The 17889-nt window shown below is 64.5% G+C and carries 18 protein-coding genes; 7 read left to right on the top strand and 11 right to left on the bottom strand.

Annotated elements, in window-relative coordinates:
* Window positions 1-105: 105 nt before the first annotated feature.
* On the top strand, window positions 106-744 hold the full coding sequence (gene mftR2, locus AB0J47_RS38280; protein ID WP_364358200.1) for a mycofactocin system transcriptional regulator MftR2: 639 nt from the start codon (window positions 106-108) through the stop codon (window positions 742-744).
* 43 nt (window positions 745-787) lie between these two features.
* Entirely contained in the window at window positions 788-1843 is a 1056-nt protein-coding gene (locus AB0J47_RS38275) for a ferredoxin--NADP reductase (RefSeq protein WP_364358197.1), read from the top strand.
* 14 nt (window positions 1844-1857) lie between these two features.
* On the opposite strand, the gene AB0J47_RS38270 is transcribed toward AB0J47_RS38275, so the two are convergent.
* The 3 genes from AB0J47_RS38270 to AB0J47_RS38260 are packed head-to-tail and all read right to left on the bottom strand — an operon-like array spanning window position 1858 to window position 4581.
* Window positions 1858-2604 carry a DNA alkylation repair protein gene (locus tag AB0J47_RS38270; protein ID WP_364358194.1) on the bottom strand — a complete coding sequence of 249 codons (747 nt, stop codon included), beginning with the start codon at window positions 2602-2604 and terminating at the stop codon, window positions 1858-1860.
* Window positions 2594-3352: an aspartate/glutamate racemase family protein gene (locus AB0J47_RS38265; protein WP_364358191.1), complete on the bottom strand. Its 759-nt coding sequence runs from the start codon at window positions 3350-3352 to the stop codon at window positions 2594-2596. The genes AB0J47_RS38270 and AB0J47_RS38265 overlap by 11 nt, the downstream gene beginning before the upstream one ends.
* 29 nt (window positions 3353-3381) lie before the next feature.
* On the bottom strand, window positions 3382-4581 hold the full coding sequence (locus tag AB0J47_RS38260; protein ID WP_364358188.1) for an FAD/NAD(P)-binding oxidoreductase: 1200 nt from the start codon (window positions 4579-4581) through the stop codon (window positions 3382-3384).
* Between the two features lie 311 nt (window positions 4582-4892).
* Between AB0J47_RS38260 and AB0J47_RS38255 the strand changes: the two genes are divergently transcribed.
* The 3 genes from AB0J47_RS38255 to AB0J47_RS38245 all read left to right on the top strand — a co-directional run bounded on the left by AB0J47_RS38255 (window position 4893) and on the right by AB0J47_RS38245 (window position 7182).
* Window positions 4893-5249: an SPW repeat protein gene (locus AB0J47_RS38255; protein ID WP_364358185.1), complete on the top strand. Its 357-nt coding sequence runs from the start codon at window positions 4893-4895 to the stop codon at window positions 5247-5249.
* A 5-nt stretch (window positions 5250-5254) separates the two neighbouring features.
* A complete protein-coding gene (locus AB0J47_RS38250; protein ID WP_364358182.1) occupies window positions 5255-5878 on the top strand; it encodes a helix-turn-helix domain-containing protein in 624 nt (207 codons plus the stop codon).
* 131 nt (window positions 5879-6009) lie between these two features.
* A complete protein-coding gene (locus AB0J47_RS38245) occupies window positions 6010-7182 on the top strand; it encodes a lipase family protein (RefSeq protein ID WP_364358206.1) in 1173 nt (390 codons plus the stop codon).
* Here the strand turns inward: AB0J47_RS38245 and AB0J47_RS38240 are convergent.
* From AB0J47_RS38240 to hppD, 8 genes are all read right to left on the bottom strand, one after another.
* Complete coding sequence (locus AB0J47_RS38240) at window positions 7179-7988, bottom strand: alpha/beta hydrolase (protein WP_364358179.1); 810 nt, start codon at window positions 7986-7988, stop codon at window positions 7179-7181. The two genes, AB0J47_RS38245 and AB0J47_RS38240, sit on opposite strands and share 4 nt — an antisense overlap.
* 146 nt (window positions 7989-8134) lie before the next feature.
* The gene (gene tuf / locus AB0J47_RS38235) at window positions 8135-9325 is read right to left on the bottom strand and encodes an elongation factor Tu (RefSeq protein ID WP_364358176.1); all 1191 of its coding nucleotides are present in this window, start codon (window positions 9323-9325) and stop codon (window positions 8135-8137) included.
* A 116-nt stretch (window positions 9326-9441) separates the two neighbouring features.
* Window positions 9442-11544: an elongation factor G gene (gene fusA, locus AB0J47_RS38230; RefSeq protein WP_327093961.1), complete on the bottom strand. Its 2103-nt coding sequence runs from the start codon at window positions 11542-11544 to the stop codon at window positions 9442-9444.
* Between the two features lie 140 nt (window positions 11545-11684).
* Entirely contained in the window at window positions 11685-12155 is a 471-nt protein-coding gene (gene rpsG, locus AB0J47_RS38225) for a 30S ribosomal protein S7 (RefSeq protein WP_040739280.1), read from the bottom strand.
* 1 nt (window position 12156) lies between these two features.
* Window positions 12157-12531, bottom strand: a complete 375-nt coding sequence (gene rpsL, locus AB0J47_RS38220; RefSeq protein ID WP_019049359.1) for a 30S ribosomal protein S12 — start codon at window positions 12529-12531, stop codon at window positions 12157-12159.
* 447 nt (window positions 12532-12978) lie between these two features.
* Window positions 12979-13536, bottom strand: coding sequence for a DUF3558 domain-containing protein (locus tag AB0J47_RS38215; protein ID WP_364358171.1), 558 nt, complete (start codon window positions 13534-13536; stop codon window positions 12979-12981).
* Window positions 13537-13547: 11 nt separating this feature from the next.
* Window positions 13548-14075, bottom strand: coding sequence for a DUF3558 domain-containing protein (locus tag AB0J47_RS38210; protein WP_364358168.1), 528 nt, complete (start codon window positions 14073-14075; stop codon window positions 13548-13550).
* 612 nt (window positions 14076-14687) lie between these two features.
* Window positions 14688-15896, bottom strand: a complete 1209-nt coding sequence (hppD, locus tag AB0J47_RS38205) for a 4-hydroxyphenylpyruvate dioxygenase (RefSeq protein WP_364358165.1) — start codon at window positions 15894-15896, stop codon at window positions 14688-14690.
* A 158-nt stretch (window positions 15897-16054) separates the two neighbouring features.
* Between hppD and AB0J47_RS38200 the strand changes: the two genes are divergently transcribed.
* Complete coding sequence (locus AB0J47_RS38200) at window positions 16055-16579, top strand: Lrp/AsnC ligand binding domain-containing protein (protein ID WP_364358162.1); 525 nt, start codon at window positions 16055-16057, stop codon at window positions 16577-16579.
* A gap of 85 nt (window positions 16580-16664) precedes the next feature.
* Complete coding sequence (locus tag AB0J47_RS38195; protein WP_364358159.1) at window positions 16665-17831, top strand: low temperature requirement protein A; 1167 nt, start codon at window positions 16665-16667, stop codon at window positions 17829-17831.
* Window positions 17832-17889 lie beyond the last annotated feature (58 nt).

Genomic DNA, 17889 nt, shown 5'->3' with positions numbered 1-17889 from the left:
GTGCGAGCGCGAGGCCCGGAGGCGGCAGCATGCGTAACCACGTAGGGCCTGGGAGCACCGCGAATCGAACCCCGCGGTGCGAGCGCGAGGGCCGGAGGCGGCAGCATGCGTAACCACGTAGGGCCTGGGAGCACCGCGAATCGAACACTGTCGGAGTCCGAGATCGTCGAGGCCGCGTTGCGGGTGGTGCGTGCGGACGGTGTGGAGAAGCTGTCGATGCGACGGCTCTCCCGTGAGCTCGGCGTTTCCCCGATGGCGCCGTACTACTACGTCGCGGATAAACGCGAGCTGCTCGATCTCGTCGCGACCGCGGCGTTGACCGGAGTTCGCAAACCACCGGCCGATTTCGGACCGTGGCAGCAGCGGCTGCGCGATCTGATCGACCAGATCGATGAGAAGCTGCGCAAGCATCCTGGACTCGGCGATGTGCTGATCGAGCAGATGCTGGGAAAACAGCTCGACCTGATCGCGGCGATCATGGAGATCCTGTTCGAGGCCGGTTTCCACGATCGCAATGTGCTCGCCGGGTACGCGACGATCCACACCTACCTGTTCGGTCGCCGCCGGGTGAACCCGAGAGAGCCGCAACTGCTGGCCGATGTCGCACTGCCCGAGTCGGTGGCGCGGGCCACGAAATACATGCCCGACCTGCGCGGAAAGTATGCCTACGACTTCGGCATGGAGGTGCTGATCGCGGGTCTGGAGGCCCTGCTTGTCCGTCAGCCCGATCCCGACGTACGATGAAACTGAAACACGTTCTAGTTTTGGTTCGGTTCGAGAGGACGAGATGACCACGCTCGAGGTTCCACACGGTTCGCGTTCGGTCGTGCTGCGGGTAGCCGCGGTCATCGCCGAGACGCCGGACACCTGTTCGCTGGTCTTCGACGTCCCCGACGAACTGCGCGAACGTTTCAGCTATCAGCCGGGCCAGTTCCTCACTCTGCGCATCCCGAGCGATCTGACCGGGTCGGTGGCCCGGTGCTATTCGCTGGCCAGCTCGCCCTACACCGATGACAAGCCCAAGGTGACCGTCAAACGCACCGTCGGCGGCTACGGGTCGAACTGGGTATGCGACAACCTCAAAGTGGGCGACGCAATCGAAGTGCTGCCGCCCTCCGGCGTTTTCACGCCGAAGGATCTCGATGACGATCTGCTGCTGTTCGGCGCAGGCAGCGGCATCACACCGGTGATGTCCATCCTGAAATCGGCGCTGGCACGCGGCGGCGGCCGAATCGTATTGGTGTACGCCAATCGCGATCACGAGTCGGTGATCTTCGCGCGCGAGCTGCGTGAATTGGCCGAGAAACATCCGCAGCGGCTCACCGTGATCCACTGGCTCGAGCACCTGCAGGGACTGCCGACCGCCGATGGTTTGGCCGCCCTGGTCGAGCCGTACGCGAGCTACCACGCCTTCATGTGCGGCCCCAAGCCGTTCATGGACCGGGTGCACGACGCACTCGCCCGGCTCGAGGTGCCGCGCTCACGCACCCATGCGGAGGTGTTCAATTCCCTTGCCGGAGATCCGTTCGCGGATCAGGCGCCGGCCGAGGTGACCGACGAGGAGGCGGCCGATGCGGCCACCGTCGAGGTCGAACTCGACGGTGAGGTGCACGAGCTGAAGTGGCCGCGCAAGCAGACCCTGGTCGACATCATGCTGTCGAAGGGTCTGGATGTGCCGTACTCCTGCCAGGAGGGCGAATGCGGTTCCTGTGCCTGCACGGTACTCGAGGGCAAGGTCGAAATGGACAATTCCGAAATCCTCGATCCGGAGGATATCGAGAACGGCTATATCCTCGGCTGCCAGGCGCATCCGGTCACCGATCACCTACGCATCCAATTCTGATCGGGCGCAACGCTTTACAGCTTGCGGTAGTGGATACGTAGAGCGGGATCGAGGCGTTCGGTCGCGTAACTCAGTGCGGTGCGGCCCATTTGCGCCGCGTGCTTGTCGAGGAAGCCGGTGAGCAGTTGCTCATCGATACGCTTGCCGACCTCTCGCAGCATCCAGCCGAGCGCCTTCTGGATCAGATCGTGGCGGTCGTCGAGGAGTCGCTCGCCGAGTTCGAAGGTGGTCGAGGCATCGCCTGCCTTGATGAACGCGAAGGTCGTCAGCAGTGCGACCCGGCGCTGCCAGAGCGAGTCCGCGCGTGCCAGTTCGAAGACCAAGTCGCGGGGTCGGTCGAGTAGCCAAGGGCCGATGATGTTTTCGGCGGAAACGTCGACCAGATCCCAGTTGTTCACCCGGCCTCGGCGCACCGCGGCGAGATAGAGTTCGACCATTGCCGCCTGCGCATCGATATCGAGCGTGCGCGGTTTGCTCGCCTCGGCGAATTCGGCATTGAGGATGATCAGCGCGGCCAGCCGGTCCTCGTGCACGGCACTGTCCAGCAGTGTGTCGATCTCGTCGAGCGGAAGTGCCGCAAAGCGTTTCGCGATCGATCGCGTAACCGGCACGCGCACACCGAGGAAAACATCACCCTCGCCGTACTCACCGCGCCCGGTCTTGAAGAACCGCTGTAGATGAATGGCATCGGCCGGATCGGCGACTTCGGCCAGTGCCGCATGCACATCGGCGGCGGTCGGCAGCTGGGCGCTACTGGGCACCCAGAATCCGCCCCGACTCGAAAGCCGCCGCGCTGGTGGGCAATTCACCCGGCCGCCCACTGTTGAACACCCGCACCTCACCATTGCCGGTGGTCGGCCGGTCGAGCGCCTCCATGCGCCGAATCGTCTGCGCCGCAACAGCTTGTGCACTGTCGAACAGTCGCACACCATCCGGCAGTGCGGCCACAATGGCATCGATGACCAGCGGATAGTGCGTACAGCCGAGCACCACACCCTCCACATCGTCGGGTGTCTGTTCGGCCGCGCGCGCGATCGAATCACGGGCCGCGACCAGATCACCGCTGTCGATCGAATCCGCCAGACCATGGCAGGCGATACCGACCACCTTCGCATCGCCGCCGAAGCGGGCGATCAGATCGGCTTGGTATCGGCTGGCCGTGGTCGCGGCGGTCGCCCACACCGCGACCGATTTGCATACCGCGGCGGCGGGTTTGATCGCGGGGACGGTGCCGATGACCGGAATCCCCGGCCCGACCTCCGCACGCACCTCATCCAAGGCGGTGACGCTGGCCGTATTGCACGGCAGCACGAGCACTTCCGCGCCGAGCCGAACCGAGCTGCGCGCCGTGTCGACCACCCGGTCGGTCACCCACTGTTCCGGCTTGGGACCCCACGGCGCGCCATCGGGGTCCAACTGGAGTAGCAGGTCGACATCGGGCCGCAGCTTGCGCAGCCAGGCGGCCGTGGGCAGCAACCCCAGCCCGGAATCGATGAGCGCGACGATCACCCGACCACCGTATTACAACGGAATAATCACTACGGCTGGGCGGCCTCGAGCAGGTCCGCGACCGGCGCACCCGCGGCGATCTTCGCGCGGACCTTCATCACCTGAGCGGTCTTTCCCGCGCCCACCACGCCGGTCAGATTGCCGTTCTGCGAGTAGTAGGCGAGGAACTTGCGGCCATCATCGGAGACGATGTGGATTTCGTCATCGGCATTCGGGGTGCCGAGCGCCTGGATCTTCACGTCGTACTGATCGCTCCAGAAGTACGGCACTCGCGCCGCTGTCGGCGGTTCGGCGCCCAACAGCGCACATGCCAGCAGCCGCGCCTGCTCACCGGCGTTGGTCCAGTGCTCGACGCGCTTGCGCTGACCGGTCTCGTGCAGCCATGCCGACACATCGCCGACCGCCCACACACCCTCGACCGAGGTGCGGCCCACCTCGTCCGCGAGTACACCGCCACCGGCCGACGGTTCGGCGAGTGCGATATCGGAATCGGCGAGCCATTCGGTCACCGGCCGGGAACCGACACCGATGACCACCAGATCGGCGGCCACCTCGCTGCCGTCGGAGAGTCGGGCGCCGCGCACTCGGTCGTCATCGGAAAGGAAGCTGTCCAGGCCCGTTCCGCAGCGCAGATCGACGCCTTCGTCACGATGCATGCGCGCGACCAGCGCACCGATTTCGGCACCGAGCACCGAGGCCAGCGGCGTCGGCTGCGGTTCGACGAGTACGACCTCGACACCACTGGCTCGGAAGCTCGCCGCCAGTTCACAGCCGATGAATCCGGCACCGACCACCAGCGCGGTACGCGCGCCGGACAATTCGTCGCGCAGGGCGGCGGCATCGGCATAGCCGCGCAGCACGTGCACGCCGCGCAGATCCGGCAGCCCGGGTAAGCGCCGCGGCCGCAGACCAGTCGCGATGATCAGTTGGCCGTAGTCGAGCGTGCCACCGTCGGCTAGGCGCACCTGGCGGGCGTCGATGTCGACGCCGACCGCCTCGGTATTCAGCCGCAGGACGATCTGCTTCTCGTCGAAGAATTCGGCGGGGCGCAGCGTGGTGTCGTCGGTTTCGCCGCGCACGAACTGCTTGGACAGCGGCGGGCGATCGTAGGGCAGCCGCGACTCGTCGCCGACGAGGATCAACTCACCCTCGTACCCGGCACGGCGCAACTCCTCCGCTGTGCGTAAACCGGCCAGACCAGCTCCGATGATTACGATCGGCCCGTTCATGCCGCCACCTCGCTTGCGCTCGGCTCGGGCATGACCGGGCCCCCGGCTGTGTCTGTGGTTCGCTCGCTGCGCTCACTCACGCACAGCCTCCCTTCGGTAGTGCCTGGCAGGCGCCGGCTCGAGTTGGCATCCGTCACTGATGGTGACGCAGCTAACCCTAACCTTCGCTTGGTCGCGATTCGCCGTGATGGCCGTCACTCCGCCTTACCGACCGATCGGTGCGCAATCGTATCCATCCCTCTATTGATCGGGCGGTCAATCAGAGTTAGATCTGGGTGAGGAGAACAATTCAGAGCCTGAGGAGGCACACCATGTTCACCGAAAGTCGCGCGCAGGACTTCTTGGCCGTTGTGCTGGGCGTCTTCACCGCGCTGTCACCCCTATGGGTGACCCACAACGACAACGCCATGTGGACGCTGATCGTGCTGGGCGTGCTCATCGCCCTCACCGGCCTGGCGCAGATGTACCGCGCGACCCTGACGGCCGCCGACTACGCGATGGGCTTGTTCGGCGCGTTGCTCTTCATCTCCCCCTGGGCGATGGACTACACCGACTACCGCGGCGCATCCTGGACCGCATGGGTAGTGGGCGTGGTGACGGTAGTGGTCGCGGTGGCGGCGCTGCCGATGGTGTCGGACCGGTTGCACGACATGGCTCCGCATCACTGATGCAGATGCCGAAACCCCGGCGAGTCGGGCGTCGTCGTAGCGCCAAAGTCGACGGCGACGCCCGTCAGCTCATTCTCGATGCCGCGGAACGACTTTTCGCGGCACAGGGATTCGACGCGACCGCGACCGCGACCATTGCCGAGAGCGCCGATGTCCCCAAGGGGCTGGTCTTCTACTACTTCCCCACCAAGGATTCGATCCTGACCGCGCTGATGGCCGAGCGGGTGCCGGCCCAGCCGATCGCCGATATCGGCACCGTGGTCACACCGGGCGATCCGGCGGCCAGCCTGATCAATCTCGATGCCGCACTCAATCTGCGCGATCACCATTCGTCGGTGCTGCGGGTGATCATGTGGCGCGAAGCCGATACCCATCCCGACGTCCGCCGCCAATTGCGCCGCCTGCGCGATCAACTGCTCGACGTCACCGCCCGGGTGCTGCAGGCCAGCGCGCCCGCCCCGATCCAGCCCGGGACTCTGCGCGCGTGCGCAGCGGCCTGGGTTTCGGCGATGTTCGCCATTGCCAGCAGCGACCGACTGCATGCGCTCGACGGGCTGCCGCTGCCGACCGCGGATGAAATCTGCAATGTCGCCCAGGTCGTCGCCGCGGGGATGACTCAGCTCGGCTGAGCACCGAAATCTGAAAGACGCGCCTTCTCAATGCGGGTGCACGGTGCGTGATACAAGTTCCAATTGTGGAGATCAATCGAATCCTTCGAGATCTCACCGGTCTCGCGACGCGCGCAGTGATTGTCGGCCTCCTGGTCGGCGCTTCGACAACAGTCATCGGCGCTACCGAGACCCAGGCCGCACCGATTTATCCGGACCCGGACCCGGACACCTTCTATGCGGCGCCACCCGATTTGGCGAATAGGAAACCGGGTGACGTGCTCGCGACGCGGCAGTTGCCGCCAATATTGATCTTTCCCGATACGACCGTCACGCTGATCAAATTCCGTTCGACAAATTCCACCGGCCGGCCGATCGCGGCGACGACCACGGTGCTGACCCCGCGCTCCCATCAACCCGATGGGCCGGTGCTGTCCTATCAGCACATCATCAACGGCCTCGGGGCCAAGTGCGCGGTTTCCCGCGTGCTGTACACCTCGGATCCGAATCTGCAGGTCCGCGAGGCGATATTGCTCAACGCCCTACTGCTGAGCGGGTGGAGTATCGCGCTGCCCGATCACCTCGGACCGACCTTCGCCTACGGCGCGGCCCGGCTCGGCGGCCAGGTCACCCTGGACGGTATTCGCGCCGTGCGCCGGGTCCCCGAACTCACCGCCGCACACAGCCGAATCACGATGGCCGGATATTCCGGCGGCGGTATGGCCACCGCATTCGCCGCCGCGATGGCACCGAAGTACGCGCCGGAACTCGAGATCGCGGGCGCCGCGACCGGTGGCGTGCCGATGAATTTGGTGAAAATGCTGGAAAGCGTCAACTTCAACCCGCATCCGGCATTCGGACTGCTGATGGCGGCCGCTATCGGGCTGGAACGGGAATATCCGGACCGGTTTCCGATCAGCAATTATCTGAATGCCAGCGGGGTGGCGGCACGCAAAGTCATCACCAACGGCTGCACCAATGAAATCCTCACCACCGGCGCGGGACACAGCGTCCGGGATTACGCGAGCAGTATGACGATGGTCGGTGATCGCAACGCCCGAGCCGTGCTCGAGGAGAACAGTCTGGAACTATTCGACGGAATCCCGAAAATACCGATATTCGAATGGCATTCGCCCAGTGATGCGCTCATCCCGACCGAGTCGATCCTCGATGTCAACCGCCGCTACTGTGCGGCCGGCGTGCCGTTGCAGGCCGAACTCATCTACTCCCCCGAACATCTGAGTGCCGCCATCCTCGGCATTCCCTCGGTGCTGTCCTGGCTCGCCGCGCGCTTCCGCGGCGATCCGGCGCCGAGCAACTGCTAGTCGGCGAGAAAGGCGACGACATCGGAGACGAACCGCTTCACGACCCCGATATGAGTGGTTTCCGGGTAAATGATCAAGCGCGAGTTCGGGATTCCGTCGGCGGTACGACGGAAGGTCTGTGTGCTGTAGGCGCCGTCGCGGTCGCCGCCGAGAACGAGGGTCGGCGCGGTGATATCGCCGAGGCGCCCGGATAGATCGAAGGCATCCTCGGCACGGATGAAGGCCAGCGTATCGGCCGGATTCTTCGGGCGCGCAAGGGGATCGGCCAACCACATAGCCGCCGATGCGATGCGTTGCGCGATCGGCGACGTGGAGCCGACGGCGGCCATATGGTGCAGCGCACGCTTACCCGCATAGACCGCCTCGCCATAAGCCAATTGGGCTGCGCGGGTGGCGTTTTCGAGGGTGTAGCCGGATGAGGCGACGATCAGTCGGCGCACCGCGGCAGGTTGATCCGCCGCGAGTTGTAGCGCCAGCGATCCACCCGAGGACACGCCCAGAACATCGACCGGCGCACCGAATTCGGCCTGCAACGCATCCGCGTGGTCGGCGGCGATATCGGCCATCGTCGTCCCCTCGGCCATACCGGGCGCACGATTGACCGCATACACCCGAAAATGCGCCGCGAGCGGTGCCAACGTCTTGATTTCGGACTGCCGCATCAATCCCGTCGGATTGGCATGATCCGGGGTGAACCAGCGCAGGAATACCAGCGGCCGCCCGGCTCCGAGCGCGAGATACGGCATACCGTGCGTCAACGTCCCCTCGGTGACGTCGAGCGCGGTGGCCAGCGCCGAACTCCTCATAGCATCCCTCCGATCAACCGGTCTTTACCCCCTTTTGCCCGACATTAACCACAGCTGGAACAGCCTGCTCGAACGCACCTTTCGCCCGAAATGCCGAACGGCGCCGCCCCTTTCGGAGCGACGCCGTTCGAAAGCGATTCAGGAAATCACTTGATGATCTTCGTGACGCGACCGGCGCCGACGGTGCGGCCACCCTCGCGGATCGCGAAGCGCAGACCCTCGTCCATGGCGACCGGCTGGATCAGCTTGACGGACATCTCGGTGTTGTCACCGGGCATGACCATCTCGGTGCCCTCGGGCAGGGTCACAACGCCCGTCACGTCAGTCGTACGGAAGTAGAACTGCGGACGGTAGTTGTTGAAGAACGGGGTGTGGCGGCCACCCTCGTCCTTGGACAGGATGTAGGCCTGACCCTCGAACTCGGTGTGCGGGGTGGTGGTGCCCGGCTTCACGACGACCTGGCCACGCTCGACATCTTCGCGCTTGATACCACGAACCAGCAGACCGACGTTGTCACCGGCCTGGCCCTGGTCGAGCAGCTTACGGAACATCTCGATACCGGTGACGGTGGTCTTGGTGACCTTCTCGCGGATGCCGACGATCTCGACTTCCTCGTTCACGTTGACGATGCCGCGCTCGACACGACCGGTCACGACGGTGCCACGACCGGTAATCGTGAAGACGTCCTCGACCGGCATCAGGAACGGCTTGTCGGTCTCACGAACCGGGTCCGGGATGGACTCGTCGACCGCGTTCATCAGCTCGACGATCGCCTCGGTCCACTTCGGGTCACCCTCGAGCGCCTTCAGACCGGAAACCCGCACGACCGGCGCTTCCTCGTCGAACTCCTGGGCGGCCAGCAGTTCACGGACCTCCATCTCGACGAGCTCGAGGATTTCCTCGTCGTCGACCATGTCCGACTTGTTCAGCGCGACCAGGATGTAGGGCACGCCGACCTGACGGGCGAGCAGCACGTGCTCACGGGTCTGCGGCATCGGGCCGTCGGTGGCGGCGACCACGAGGATGGCACCGTCCATCTGCGCCGCACCGGTGATCATGTTCTTGATGTAGTCGGCGTGACCCGGCGCGTCGACGTGTGCGTAGTGGCGCTTCTCCGTCTGGTACTCGACGTGGGAGATGTTGATCGTGATACCACGAGCCTTCTCCTCAGGCGCCTTGTCGATCTGATCGAAGGCAAAGCTCTCGTTCAGATCCGGGTACTTGTCAGCCAGCACCTTGGTGATCGCTGCGGTCAGCGTGGTCTTGCCGTGGTCGACGTGACCGATGGTGCCGATGTTGACGTGCGGCTTCGTCCGCTCGAACTTCGCCTTCGCCACTTGGTGTCCTCCTGGACTTGTTGGTGCGTGCAGTTGCAGCAGTGCGGTTTACATATTGGGGGTCGTGCATGACTCCCGGCTGATAAGGGCAAGTCTTGCACCTGCCCCCATCGGAGTTATTCGCCGGTCGCCTTGGCGATGATCTCCTTCGACACGTTGGCCGGAACCTCCGCGTACGAATCGAACACCATGGAGTAGTTCGCCCGGCCCTGGGTCTTCGACCGCAGATCACCGATGTAACCGAACATCTCCGAGAGCGGAACCAGCGCCTTGACGACACGGGCACCACTGCGTTCCTCCATGGCCTGGATCTGGCCACGGCGGGAATTCAGGTCGCCGATCACATCGCCCATGTAATCCTCGGGCGTGATGACCTCGACCGCCATCAGCGGTTCGAGGATCACCGGACCGGCCTTACGGGCCGCTTCCTTCAGGGCCTGCGAGCCGGCGATCTTGAAGGCCATTTCCGACGAGTCGACGTCGTGGTAGGCGCCGTCGAGCAGCGTGACCTTCAGGTTCACCAGCGGGTAGCCCGCGAGCACACCGTACTGCATGGCATCCTGCGCACCGGCGTCCACCGAAGGGATGTACTCACGCGGCACGCGGCCACCGGAGACCTTGTTCTCGAACTCGTAGGTCGCGCCGTCCTCGCCGACAAACGGCTCGAGGGCGATGATGACCTTCGCGAACTGGCCGGAGCCACCGGTCTGCTTCTTGTGGGTGAACTCGAGCTTCTCGACCTTCTTGGTGATCGTCTCGCGGTAGGCCACCTGCGGCTTACCGACGTTCGCCTCGACTTTGAACTCGCGCCGCATGCGGTCGACGAGGATGTCGAGGTGGAGCTCGCCCATGCCGCCGATGACGGTCTGACCGGTCTCCTGGTCCAGCTTGACCGAGAAGGTCGGGTCCTCTTCCGAGAGACGCTGGATCGCGGTACCCAGCTTCTCCTGGTCGGACTTGGTTTTCGGCTCGATGGAGACCTGGATGACCGGGTCCGGGAAGGTCATGGACTCGAGCACGATCTGGTTCTGCGGATCGCACAGGGTGTCACCGGTGGTGGTGTCCTTCAAGCCGATGACCGCGTAGATGTGGCCCGCGACGGCCTCGCCAACCGGGTTCTCCTTGTTGGAGTGCATCTGGAACAGCTTGCCCAGCCGCTCCTTCTTACCCTTGGTCGAGTTGATGACCTGGGCACCGGAGTCGACCTTGCCCGAGTACACGCGCACGTAGGTCAGCTTGCCGAAGAAGGGGTGCACGGCGATCTTGAAGGCGAGACCGGAGAACGGCTCAGCGGTGCTGGCGTCGCGGTGGATGATCTCGTCTTCCTTGCCCGGCACGTGACCGTCGGTGCCACCGTCGTCCAGCGGCGTCGGCAGGTAGTCGATCACGGCGTCGAGCATGGGCTGCACGCCCTTGTTCTTGAACGCCGAACCACACAGGATCGGGTACAGCTCGGAGTTGACCGTCAGCTTGCGGATGGCGCCCTTGATCTCATCGATCGTGAGCTCTTCGCCACCGAAAAACTTCTCCAGCAGCGCCTCGTCGGATTCGGCGACAGTCTCCAGGAGCTCCTGGCGGTACTGCTCGGCCTTGTCCTTGAGGTCGGCCGGGATCTCTTCGATCTCGTACTTCTCGCCGAGCTTGGTCTCGCCCTTCCAGACCTTGGCGTTCATCTCGACCAGGTCGACGATGCCCTCGAAGGTGTCCTCAGCGCCGATCGGCAGCTGGATGACCAACGGCTTGGCACCGAGACGGTCCTTGATGGTCTGCACGGTGAAGTAGAAGTCCGCACCGAGCTTGTCCATCTTGTTGACGAAGCAGATCCGAGGCACGTCGTACTTGTCGGCCTGACGCCACACCTGCTCGGACTGCGGCTCGACGCCCTCCTTGCCGTCGAACACCGCAACGGCGCCGTCGAGCACGCGCAGCGACCGCTCCACCTCGACGGTGAAGTCGACGTGCCCGGGGGTGTCGATGATGTTGATCTGGTTGTCGTTCCAGAAGCATGTGGTAGCCGCGGAGGTGATGGTGATACCACGCTCCTGCTCCTGCTCCATCCAGTCCATGGTGGCGGCGCCATCGTGGACTTCACCGATCTTGTAGGTGATGCCGGTGTAGAAGAGGATGCGTTCGGTTGTGGTCGTCTTGCCCGCATCAATGTGGGCCATGATGCCGATGTTGCGGACCTTGTTCAGGTCGGTGAGCACGTCCTGTGCCACGGAAATCTTCCCCGCTCGTAGCTAGTTGGGATTTTCGGGGACGACCCTGTGGTCGTCTCTATGTCAACGCCGGAAGCGGCAGGTTAGTGCCGCTTTCCGACTGTGCCTACCGACCCAGGAAACGACGGGCCGGGCAGACGTCACCAGCGGTAGTGCGCGAAGGCCCGGTTGGACTCGGCCATCTTGTGGGTGTCCTCACGGCGCTTCACCGAAGCACCCAGACCGTTGCTGGCATCGAGGAGCTCATTGGCCAGACGCTCGACCATGGTCTTCTCGCGGCGAGCGCGGGAGTAGTTGACCAGCCAGCGCAGGGCCAGCGTGTTGGAGCGGCCCGGACGGACCTCGACAGGCACCTGGTAGGTGGCGCCACCAACGCGGCGGGGCTTCACCTCGAGGGCAGGCTTGACGTTGTCCAGCGCGCGCTTGAGGGTGACGACCGGATCGGTGCCGGTCTTCTCGCGCGCCTGCTCCAGCGCGCCGTAGACGATGCGCTCGGCCGTGGACTTCTTGCCGTCCAGCAGGATCTTGTTGACCAGCTGAGTGACCAGCGGCGACCCGTAGACCGGGTCGTTGATCAGCGGACGCTTGGGTGCGGGGCCCTTGCGTGGCATATCAGCTCTTCTCCTTCTTGGCGCCGTAACGGCTGCGGGCCTGCTTGCGGTTCTTCACACCCTGGGTGTCGAGCGAGCCACGGATGATCTTGTAGCGGACACCCGGAAGGTCCTTCACACGACCGCCACGAACGAGCACCATCGAGTGCTCCTGCAGGTTGTGGCCCTCACCCGGGATGTAGGCCGTGACCTCGACCGCGCTGGTCAGGCGAACACGCGCGACCTTACGCAGCGCGGAGTTCGGCTTCTTCGGGGTGGTGGTATACACGCGGGTGCACACGCCACGACGCTGCGGGCTCCCCTTGAGGGCCGCGGTCTTGGTCTTGGAGACCTTGTCGCGACGACCCTTGCGGACCAGCTGGTTGATGGTTGGCATAGACCGGCTTTCCTTAATTAGTTAACGCGGTGTCTGGAACTTCATGTCTGTGTTCAATTCGCGATGCTCGTGGGGCCCTCGTGGTCACGCTCCGCTACCTCCTTCGGGCCCATCACTCCCATCGCCGTGTTCAATTAGCAGCGCTCTCGGGACCCTCCGTGGTCACGCAAGCTACCGCCTCCGGGTCCGTCGTTCACGCTGCGGTCATCGAGCTTTCACTCGCACGTCCGGCCACGTTTCGCGCGTCCCGAGGTCGGGCGTGTCGCACGCAAGACATATCCCGAATTCCGGGCACGCCGGAAAGGTCAGCCGCTCTCGCTGGCCTACGTTTACGCACGAACTTGCCCGCATGCTTCCGGGCACAGCGATCCACGATACTCGTGACCGCGACACGGGGTCAAAGTGGGGTCGGTTCGCACGCCCTACTGCCCGATACCACCTGCCAGGCTACCGCGCCAGATTCAGCGTCAGCTCGACCAATTTCTGCGCACCCGCGCACGGATCGGGATGGCCGCCGGGATGATAGTTGATCCACCAGCCGATGATGCCGGTGTCAGCGGCGCCCGCACTCACCCCGCACGAGTCCGGATCGTTCGGACGCGTCGTCTTCAGACCGCGCCGCCCCTGCACGGTGATGTTCTCGGTGTTGTAGCCGAGCTTATCGTTATTGGACTTCTCGTTGTTCAGCGAGCCTTCCTCATACCAGTTCAGGGTCACCATGGCCGAGCCGCCGGGCGCGTCCTCGACATCCCACATGCACACCGCGCCGTTGAAGGACGGGGAAACGACCGTCGCATTGCCGACCGCCGCACCGATCTGGTCGAGCCCGACCACCTCGCATTCGCGCAGCAATTTGTCGAAATTGGTATTGATCGTGGTGGTGCCGCTGCCGCCCGCCGGATGCGCCGAACCCTTGACGGTTTTGCCGCAGCCGCCCGCGGACATCGCGACCGCGAGCACCGCGGCGACGGCCGCCGCAACCCGCAGACCAGGACGTGAACTCATCCGCATTCCCCTCACTGCAGCCGCTGCACGGTCAACTCGGCCAGCTTGCGGGTCCGGTCACACGGATTGCCCTGCTCGGAGAACAATCCGTAGGACATCGACCACTCGAAGAAATCGTCATCGAGTTGCACCGCCAGATCGCAGACCGAACCGCTGGGATCGAGTGCCTGGAAGCCCTTGCGGCCACCGACATCGATGGTCTCCGGATCGCGCCCGACATTGGAGACCCAGGCCTTCTCGCGATCGATCGGGCTACCCCGATAGGACGCGAAAGTGACACTCGGCGAAGCGAGTCCGGCGGATTGGAAGTTGCAGCCGACCGAATTCCGGTTGACCCGCGCGAGTTGGCTCAACCCGGCGATATCGCGCACCTCTTGATCGGTGACATGGCCGCACTCACCAACGAACGGGCCGAGCGTCGCGACCTTCGGCGGCGGGCGCAGCGGGGCGTTCGAGGAATCGGAGTCACCGTCCGAGCCGCAGGCCGACAGCGTCAATACCAAGGCCAGACCGGTGATGATCGCCGACGGGATCCGCATGCCGTGAACTCTACTGAGTTTTTGGCCGCGCGGGCGCGGCGTGTTCGCGGCCCCCTGATGTCTCGCGTCCGAGCCGTCGAGACTTGCGCCTGCGGCGCATGCGCTTCGACGACTCGGACGCGAGACGGGCCGCGAACGGGTCGCTCGTAAGACTCGCTCCGACAGGGTCGGTGATGACGAAGCGCTTGACACCCGGCGCACGCACGCTCAGAAGGTCGAGACACGCGAATGCGGCACACGCACTTCAACAACTCGGACACAAGACGAGCCGCGAACTCCTCGCTCGTAAGACTCGCTCCGACAGGGTCGGTGATGACGAAGCGCTTGACACCCGGCGCACGCACGCTCAGAAGGTCGAGACACGCGAATGCGACGCATGCGCTTCGACAACTCGGACACAAGACGAGCCGCGAACTCCTCGCTCGTAAGACTCGCTCCGACAGGGTCGGTGATGACGAAGCGCTTGACACCCGGCGCACGCACGCTCAGAAGGTCGAGACACGCGAATGCGGCACACGCACTTCAACAACTCGGACACAAGACGAGCCGCGAACGGGGCGCGCTCGTAAGACTCGCTCCGACGCGGCTGGTAGTGCGGTAATCGACGGGCGGTTAAAGGTTTCCGCGCGCTGCTTGTTCGCGTTCGATCGCCTGGAACAGGGCCTTGAAGTTGCCCTTGCCGAAGCCTAGTGAGCCGTGGCGTTCGATGAGTTCGAAGAAGACGGTTGGGCGGTCGGTGAGCGGTTTGGTGAAGATCTGCAGCAGGTAGCCGTCTTCGTCGCGGTCGACCAGGATGCCGCGGCGCTGCAGCTCGCGCACCGGGACGCGGACGTGGCCGATGCGGGCGCGTAGTTCCGGATCGGAGTAGTAGGTGTCGGGCGTTTCGAGGAATTCGACGCCCTCGCGGCGCAATACGTCGACACATTCGAGGATGTCGCTGGTGGCGAGCGCGATGTGCTGCACGCCTGGGCCGCGGTAGAACTCCAGGTATTCGTCGATCTGGGAACGCTTCTTACCGACGGCTGGTTCGTTTAGCGGGAACTTCACCCGGTGATTGCCATTGGCCACCACCTTGCTCATCAGCGCCGAGTATTCGGTGGCGATATCGTCGCCGACGAATTCGGCCATATTCGTGAATCCCATGACGCGGCGGTAGAACTCGACCCACTCGTCCATCATGCCGAGCTCGACATTGCCGACGACATGGTCGATGGCCTGAAACAGCCTGGTAGGGGCACCTGCGCGCGGCTGATACGCGGAACGGCGGGCGACATATCCGGGCAGATACGGCCCGTAGTACTCGCAGCGATCGATCAGCGTATGCCTGGTCTCGCCATAGGTGGCCAGCGCGGCCGAGCGGACAGTGCCGAATTCGTCTGTGTCGTCATGTGGTTCGACCAGGATCCGCGCGCCGTGTGTGCGCGCCCATTCGATGCACCGGTCCACATCCGGAACTTCGAGCGCGATATCGACAATGCCGTCGCCGTGCCGATCGTGGTGTGCGACCAGCGGACTGTCCGGTGCGACCGCGCCGGTGACGACGAATCTGGCCGAGCCGCTGCGCAGCACATACGCCTTGTGATCACGGTTGCCGGTTTCCGGACCCGAATAGGCCTCCAGCCGCATCCCGAAGGCGGATTCCAGGAAGTGCGCGGTCTGAGTCGCGTTGCCGACCACCCAGACCAGTGCATCCCAGCCGATAACCGGGAACGGATCGACGCTGTCGTCATGATCGACCAGCCCGACCAGGCGGCGCAACTCACCGTCGGCAGGCAGCGGACCACTCTGTCGGTGGGCTTTCGGCAGATGCTCGATGGTCATGATCCAAGGAAATCTCCGCCCCTTCGGATAGGCAACATCACCGATTTCGGTTAGACACTATGGCGAAATCGGCTAGCAAGTCACCCCAGATGCTGGACAATTTGAATAGCATCGTAAGTGACCCGCACTACGCCGGTCATGCCCGAACGGAGGCCGTCATGTCGCGCACGCCCGCGAAACTCGATGAACTCGATCTCGCCATCCTCACCGCGATGCACGAGTATCAGAAGGCGGGCATTCTCGAGCTGTCCCGGCGCACGCGGGTCGCCCGGGCCACCGTCCAGTCGCGCATCGGACGGATGGAGGAGTCTGGCGTCATCTCGTCCTATGATCCGCAGATCGATGTCACCGCAGCGGGTTTCGATGTGCAGGCCTTCGTCACCTTGGAGATCGCACAGGGTGCGCTGGATGCGGTGGCGGCCGAACTCGACACGATTCCCGGCGTACTGGAGGCATATGCGACCACCGGCTCCGGCGATGTGCTGTGCCGGATCGGCGCGGATTCACATGCCGGACTCCAGGCGGTGTTGTTGAGCATCGACCGGACGAGTTCGGTGGTGCGCTCGCACAGTGTGATCGTGCTGTCGACAGTGGTCGCGCATCGGACGCTGCCGCTATTGCGCACGCTCACACCGACCGGGACCACCAAAGCACCCGCCTACCGGGACGCCCACGAGCGGTAGGCCGGTCGTTTACGCTCGTGCTCGCGGTGCGCGGCGGATTGGTCCCCACACCGTATTTCCCGAACTATCGAGTGCGAGACCAGTTTTGAGCGAGACGACTGCCGAATCCACATCCACCCCACACGCCCGCGCCACCTGGGCTGAGCTGTTCTTCGACCTGGTGCTCGTCTTCGCGGTCACCCAGACCGCTCACGTACTCGGCCACCACACCTCGTTCGCCACGCTGGGCCATGCCCTGGTGCTGCTTGCACCGCTGTGGTGGGGGTGGGTCGGAGTCACGATCCTGGTGAATACCGTCGAGGAGACCAATGCCCAGCGGCTGGTGTTGTTCGCCTGCGGGCTGTGCATTTTCTTGATGGCGGTGGCCGCGCCCGCGGCGCTGGACCAACCACGCGGGGCCGCAATGGTTTTCGCGGGCGCGCACCTGCTGTTGCGAATTATGCTGTTCGTCGCGATCACCAGCACCAATGGATTCGCGACCACGATCAATCCATTCAGTATCGGATTGGTCACCGGCATAGCGATTTTCGCGAGCGCGCCGCTGCCCGAGCATTCGCGGATCTGGTTCTGGGCCGGTGCGCTCATCGTGCAGTTGGGAGCGCCGCTGCTGTACGCCAGGGCCCTGCGCGGCCGGACGATCGGCGCATCGCACCTGGTGGAACGGTTCGGCTTGTTCATCATCATCGCGCTGGGCGAATCGGTGGTGGACGCGGGCGCGCAGGCGTCCTCGACCGACCTCGATCCGGCGGTGGTTGCCACCCTGATGCTTGCCTTCCTCGTCGGTGCGGGGCTGTGGTGGATCTATTTCCACCGCTCGGCGCGACTGCTCGAGTACGCGCTGGCGACCATGCCCTCGCCCGGGCTGATCGTGCGAGATGTGCTGAGCTATGGGCATTTAGCGCTGGTCACAGGACTCGTCGCGGTGGCCGTCGGCCTGGGGCATGCGGTCGCCGATCCCGGGCACACCGCCCACGGCGTCGCCGCCGCGCTCGCACCGGGCGGCGCGGCTGTGTTCCTCGTCGCCCTGGTGGTGAATCGGTGGCGGATGCTCGGCAATGTCGCCACGACTCGGGTCGTCGCGGCCGTTGGCTTGATCGCCGTCGCGCTGGTGTCGTCGTTGTTACCCGCGATTGCCGTGGTCGGGCTCACCGCGGCCGTGCTCGTCGCGATCGACATCGCCGAGCAACTGGTGGCTGGGCCCGGTCAACCGTTACCCGCGGTGCGGGTCGGACGGCGGCAGCGCTCGACGTAGCACGGGGCGGGGCCGCGCAGGGCGTGCTGAGCCCACAGATTTGCGCCGCGGTCGCCCG

Source organism: Nocardia sp. NPDC049737 (assembly GCF_040674755.1).
Classification (GTDB): Bacteria; Actinomycetota; Actinomycetes; order Mycobacteriales; family Mycobacteriaceae; genus Nocardia.
The sequence above is the reverse complement of the archived record's forward strand: the minus strand, read 5'-3'. Positions and strand labels throughout refer to the sequence as shown.

Bases quoted from the DNA above. Each gene is read 5' to 3' on its own strand.
- rpsL (WP_019049359.1), bottom strand. From the start codon at position 12,531: ATGCCAACCATCAACCAGCTGGTCCGCAAGGGTCGTCGCGACAAGGTC.
- AB0J47_RS38255 (WP_364358185.1), top strand. From the start codon at position 4,893: ATGTTCACCGAAAGTCGCGCGCAGGACTTCTTGGCCGTTGTGCTGGGC.
- mftR2 (WP_364358200.1), top strand. From the start codon at position 106: ATGCGTAACCACGTAGGGCCTGGGAGCACCGCGAATCGAACACTGTCG.
- AB0J47_RS38260 (WP_364358188.1), bottom strand. From the start codon at position 4,581: ATGAACGGGCCGATCGTAATCATCGGAGCTGGTCTGGCCGGTTTACGC.
- AB0J47_RS38250 (WP_364358182.1), top strand. From the start codon at position 5,255: ATGCCGAAACCCCGGCGAGTCGGGCGTCGTCGTAGCGCCAAAGTCGAC.
- rpsG (WP_040739280.1), bottom strand. From the start codon at position 12,155: ATGCCACGCAAGGGCCCCGCACCCAAGCGTCCGCTGATCAACGACCCG.
- AB0J47_RS38240 (WP_364358179.1), bottom strand. From the start codon at position 7,988: ATGAGGAGTTCGGCGCTGGCCACCGCGCTCGACGTCACCGAGGGGACG.
- AB0J47_RS38215 (WP_364358171.1), bottom strand. From the start codon at position 13,536: ATGAGTTCACGTCCTGGTCTGCGGGTTGCGGCGGCCGTCGCCGCGGTG.
- AB0J47_RS38210 (WP_364358168.1), bottom strand. From the start codon at position 14,075: ATGCGGATCCCGTCGGCGATCATCACCGGTCTGGCCTTGGTATTGACG.
- AB0J47_RS38275 (WP_364358197.1), top strand. From the start codon at position 788: ATGACCACGCTCGAGGTTCCACACGGTTCGCGTTCGGTCGTGCTGCGG.
- hppD (WP_364358165.1), bottom strand. From the start codon at position 15,896: ATGACCATCGAGCATCTGCCGAAAGCCCACCGACAGAGTGGTCCGCTG.
- AB0J47_RS38200 (WP_364358162.1), top strand. From the start codon at position 16,055: ATGTCGCGCACGCCCGCGAAACTCGATGAACTCGATCTCGCCATCCTC.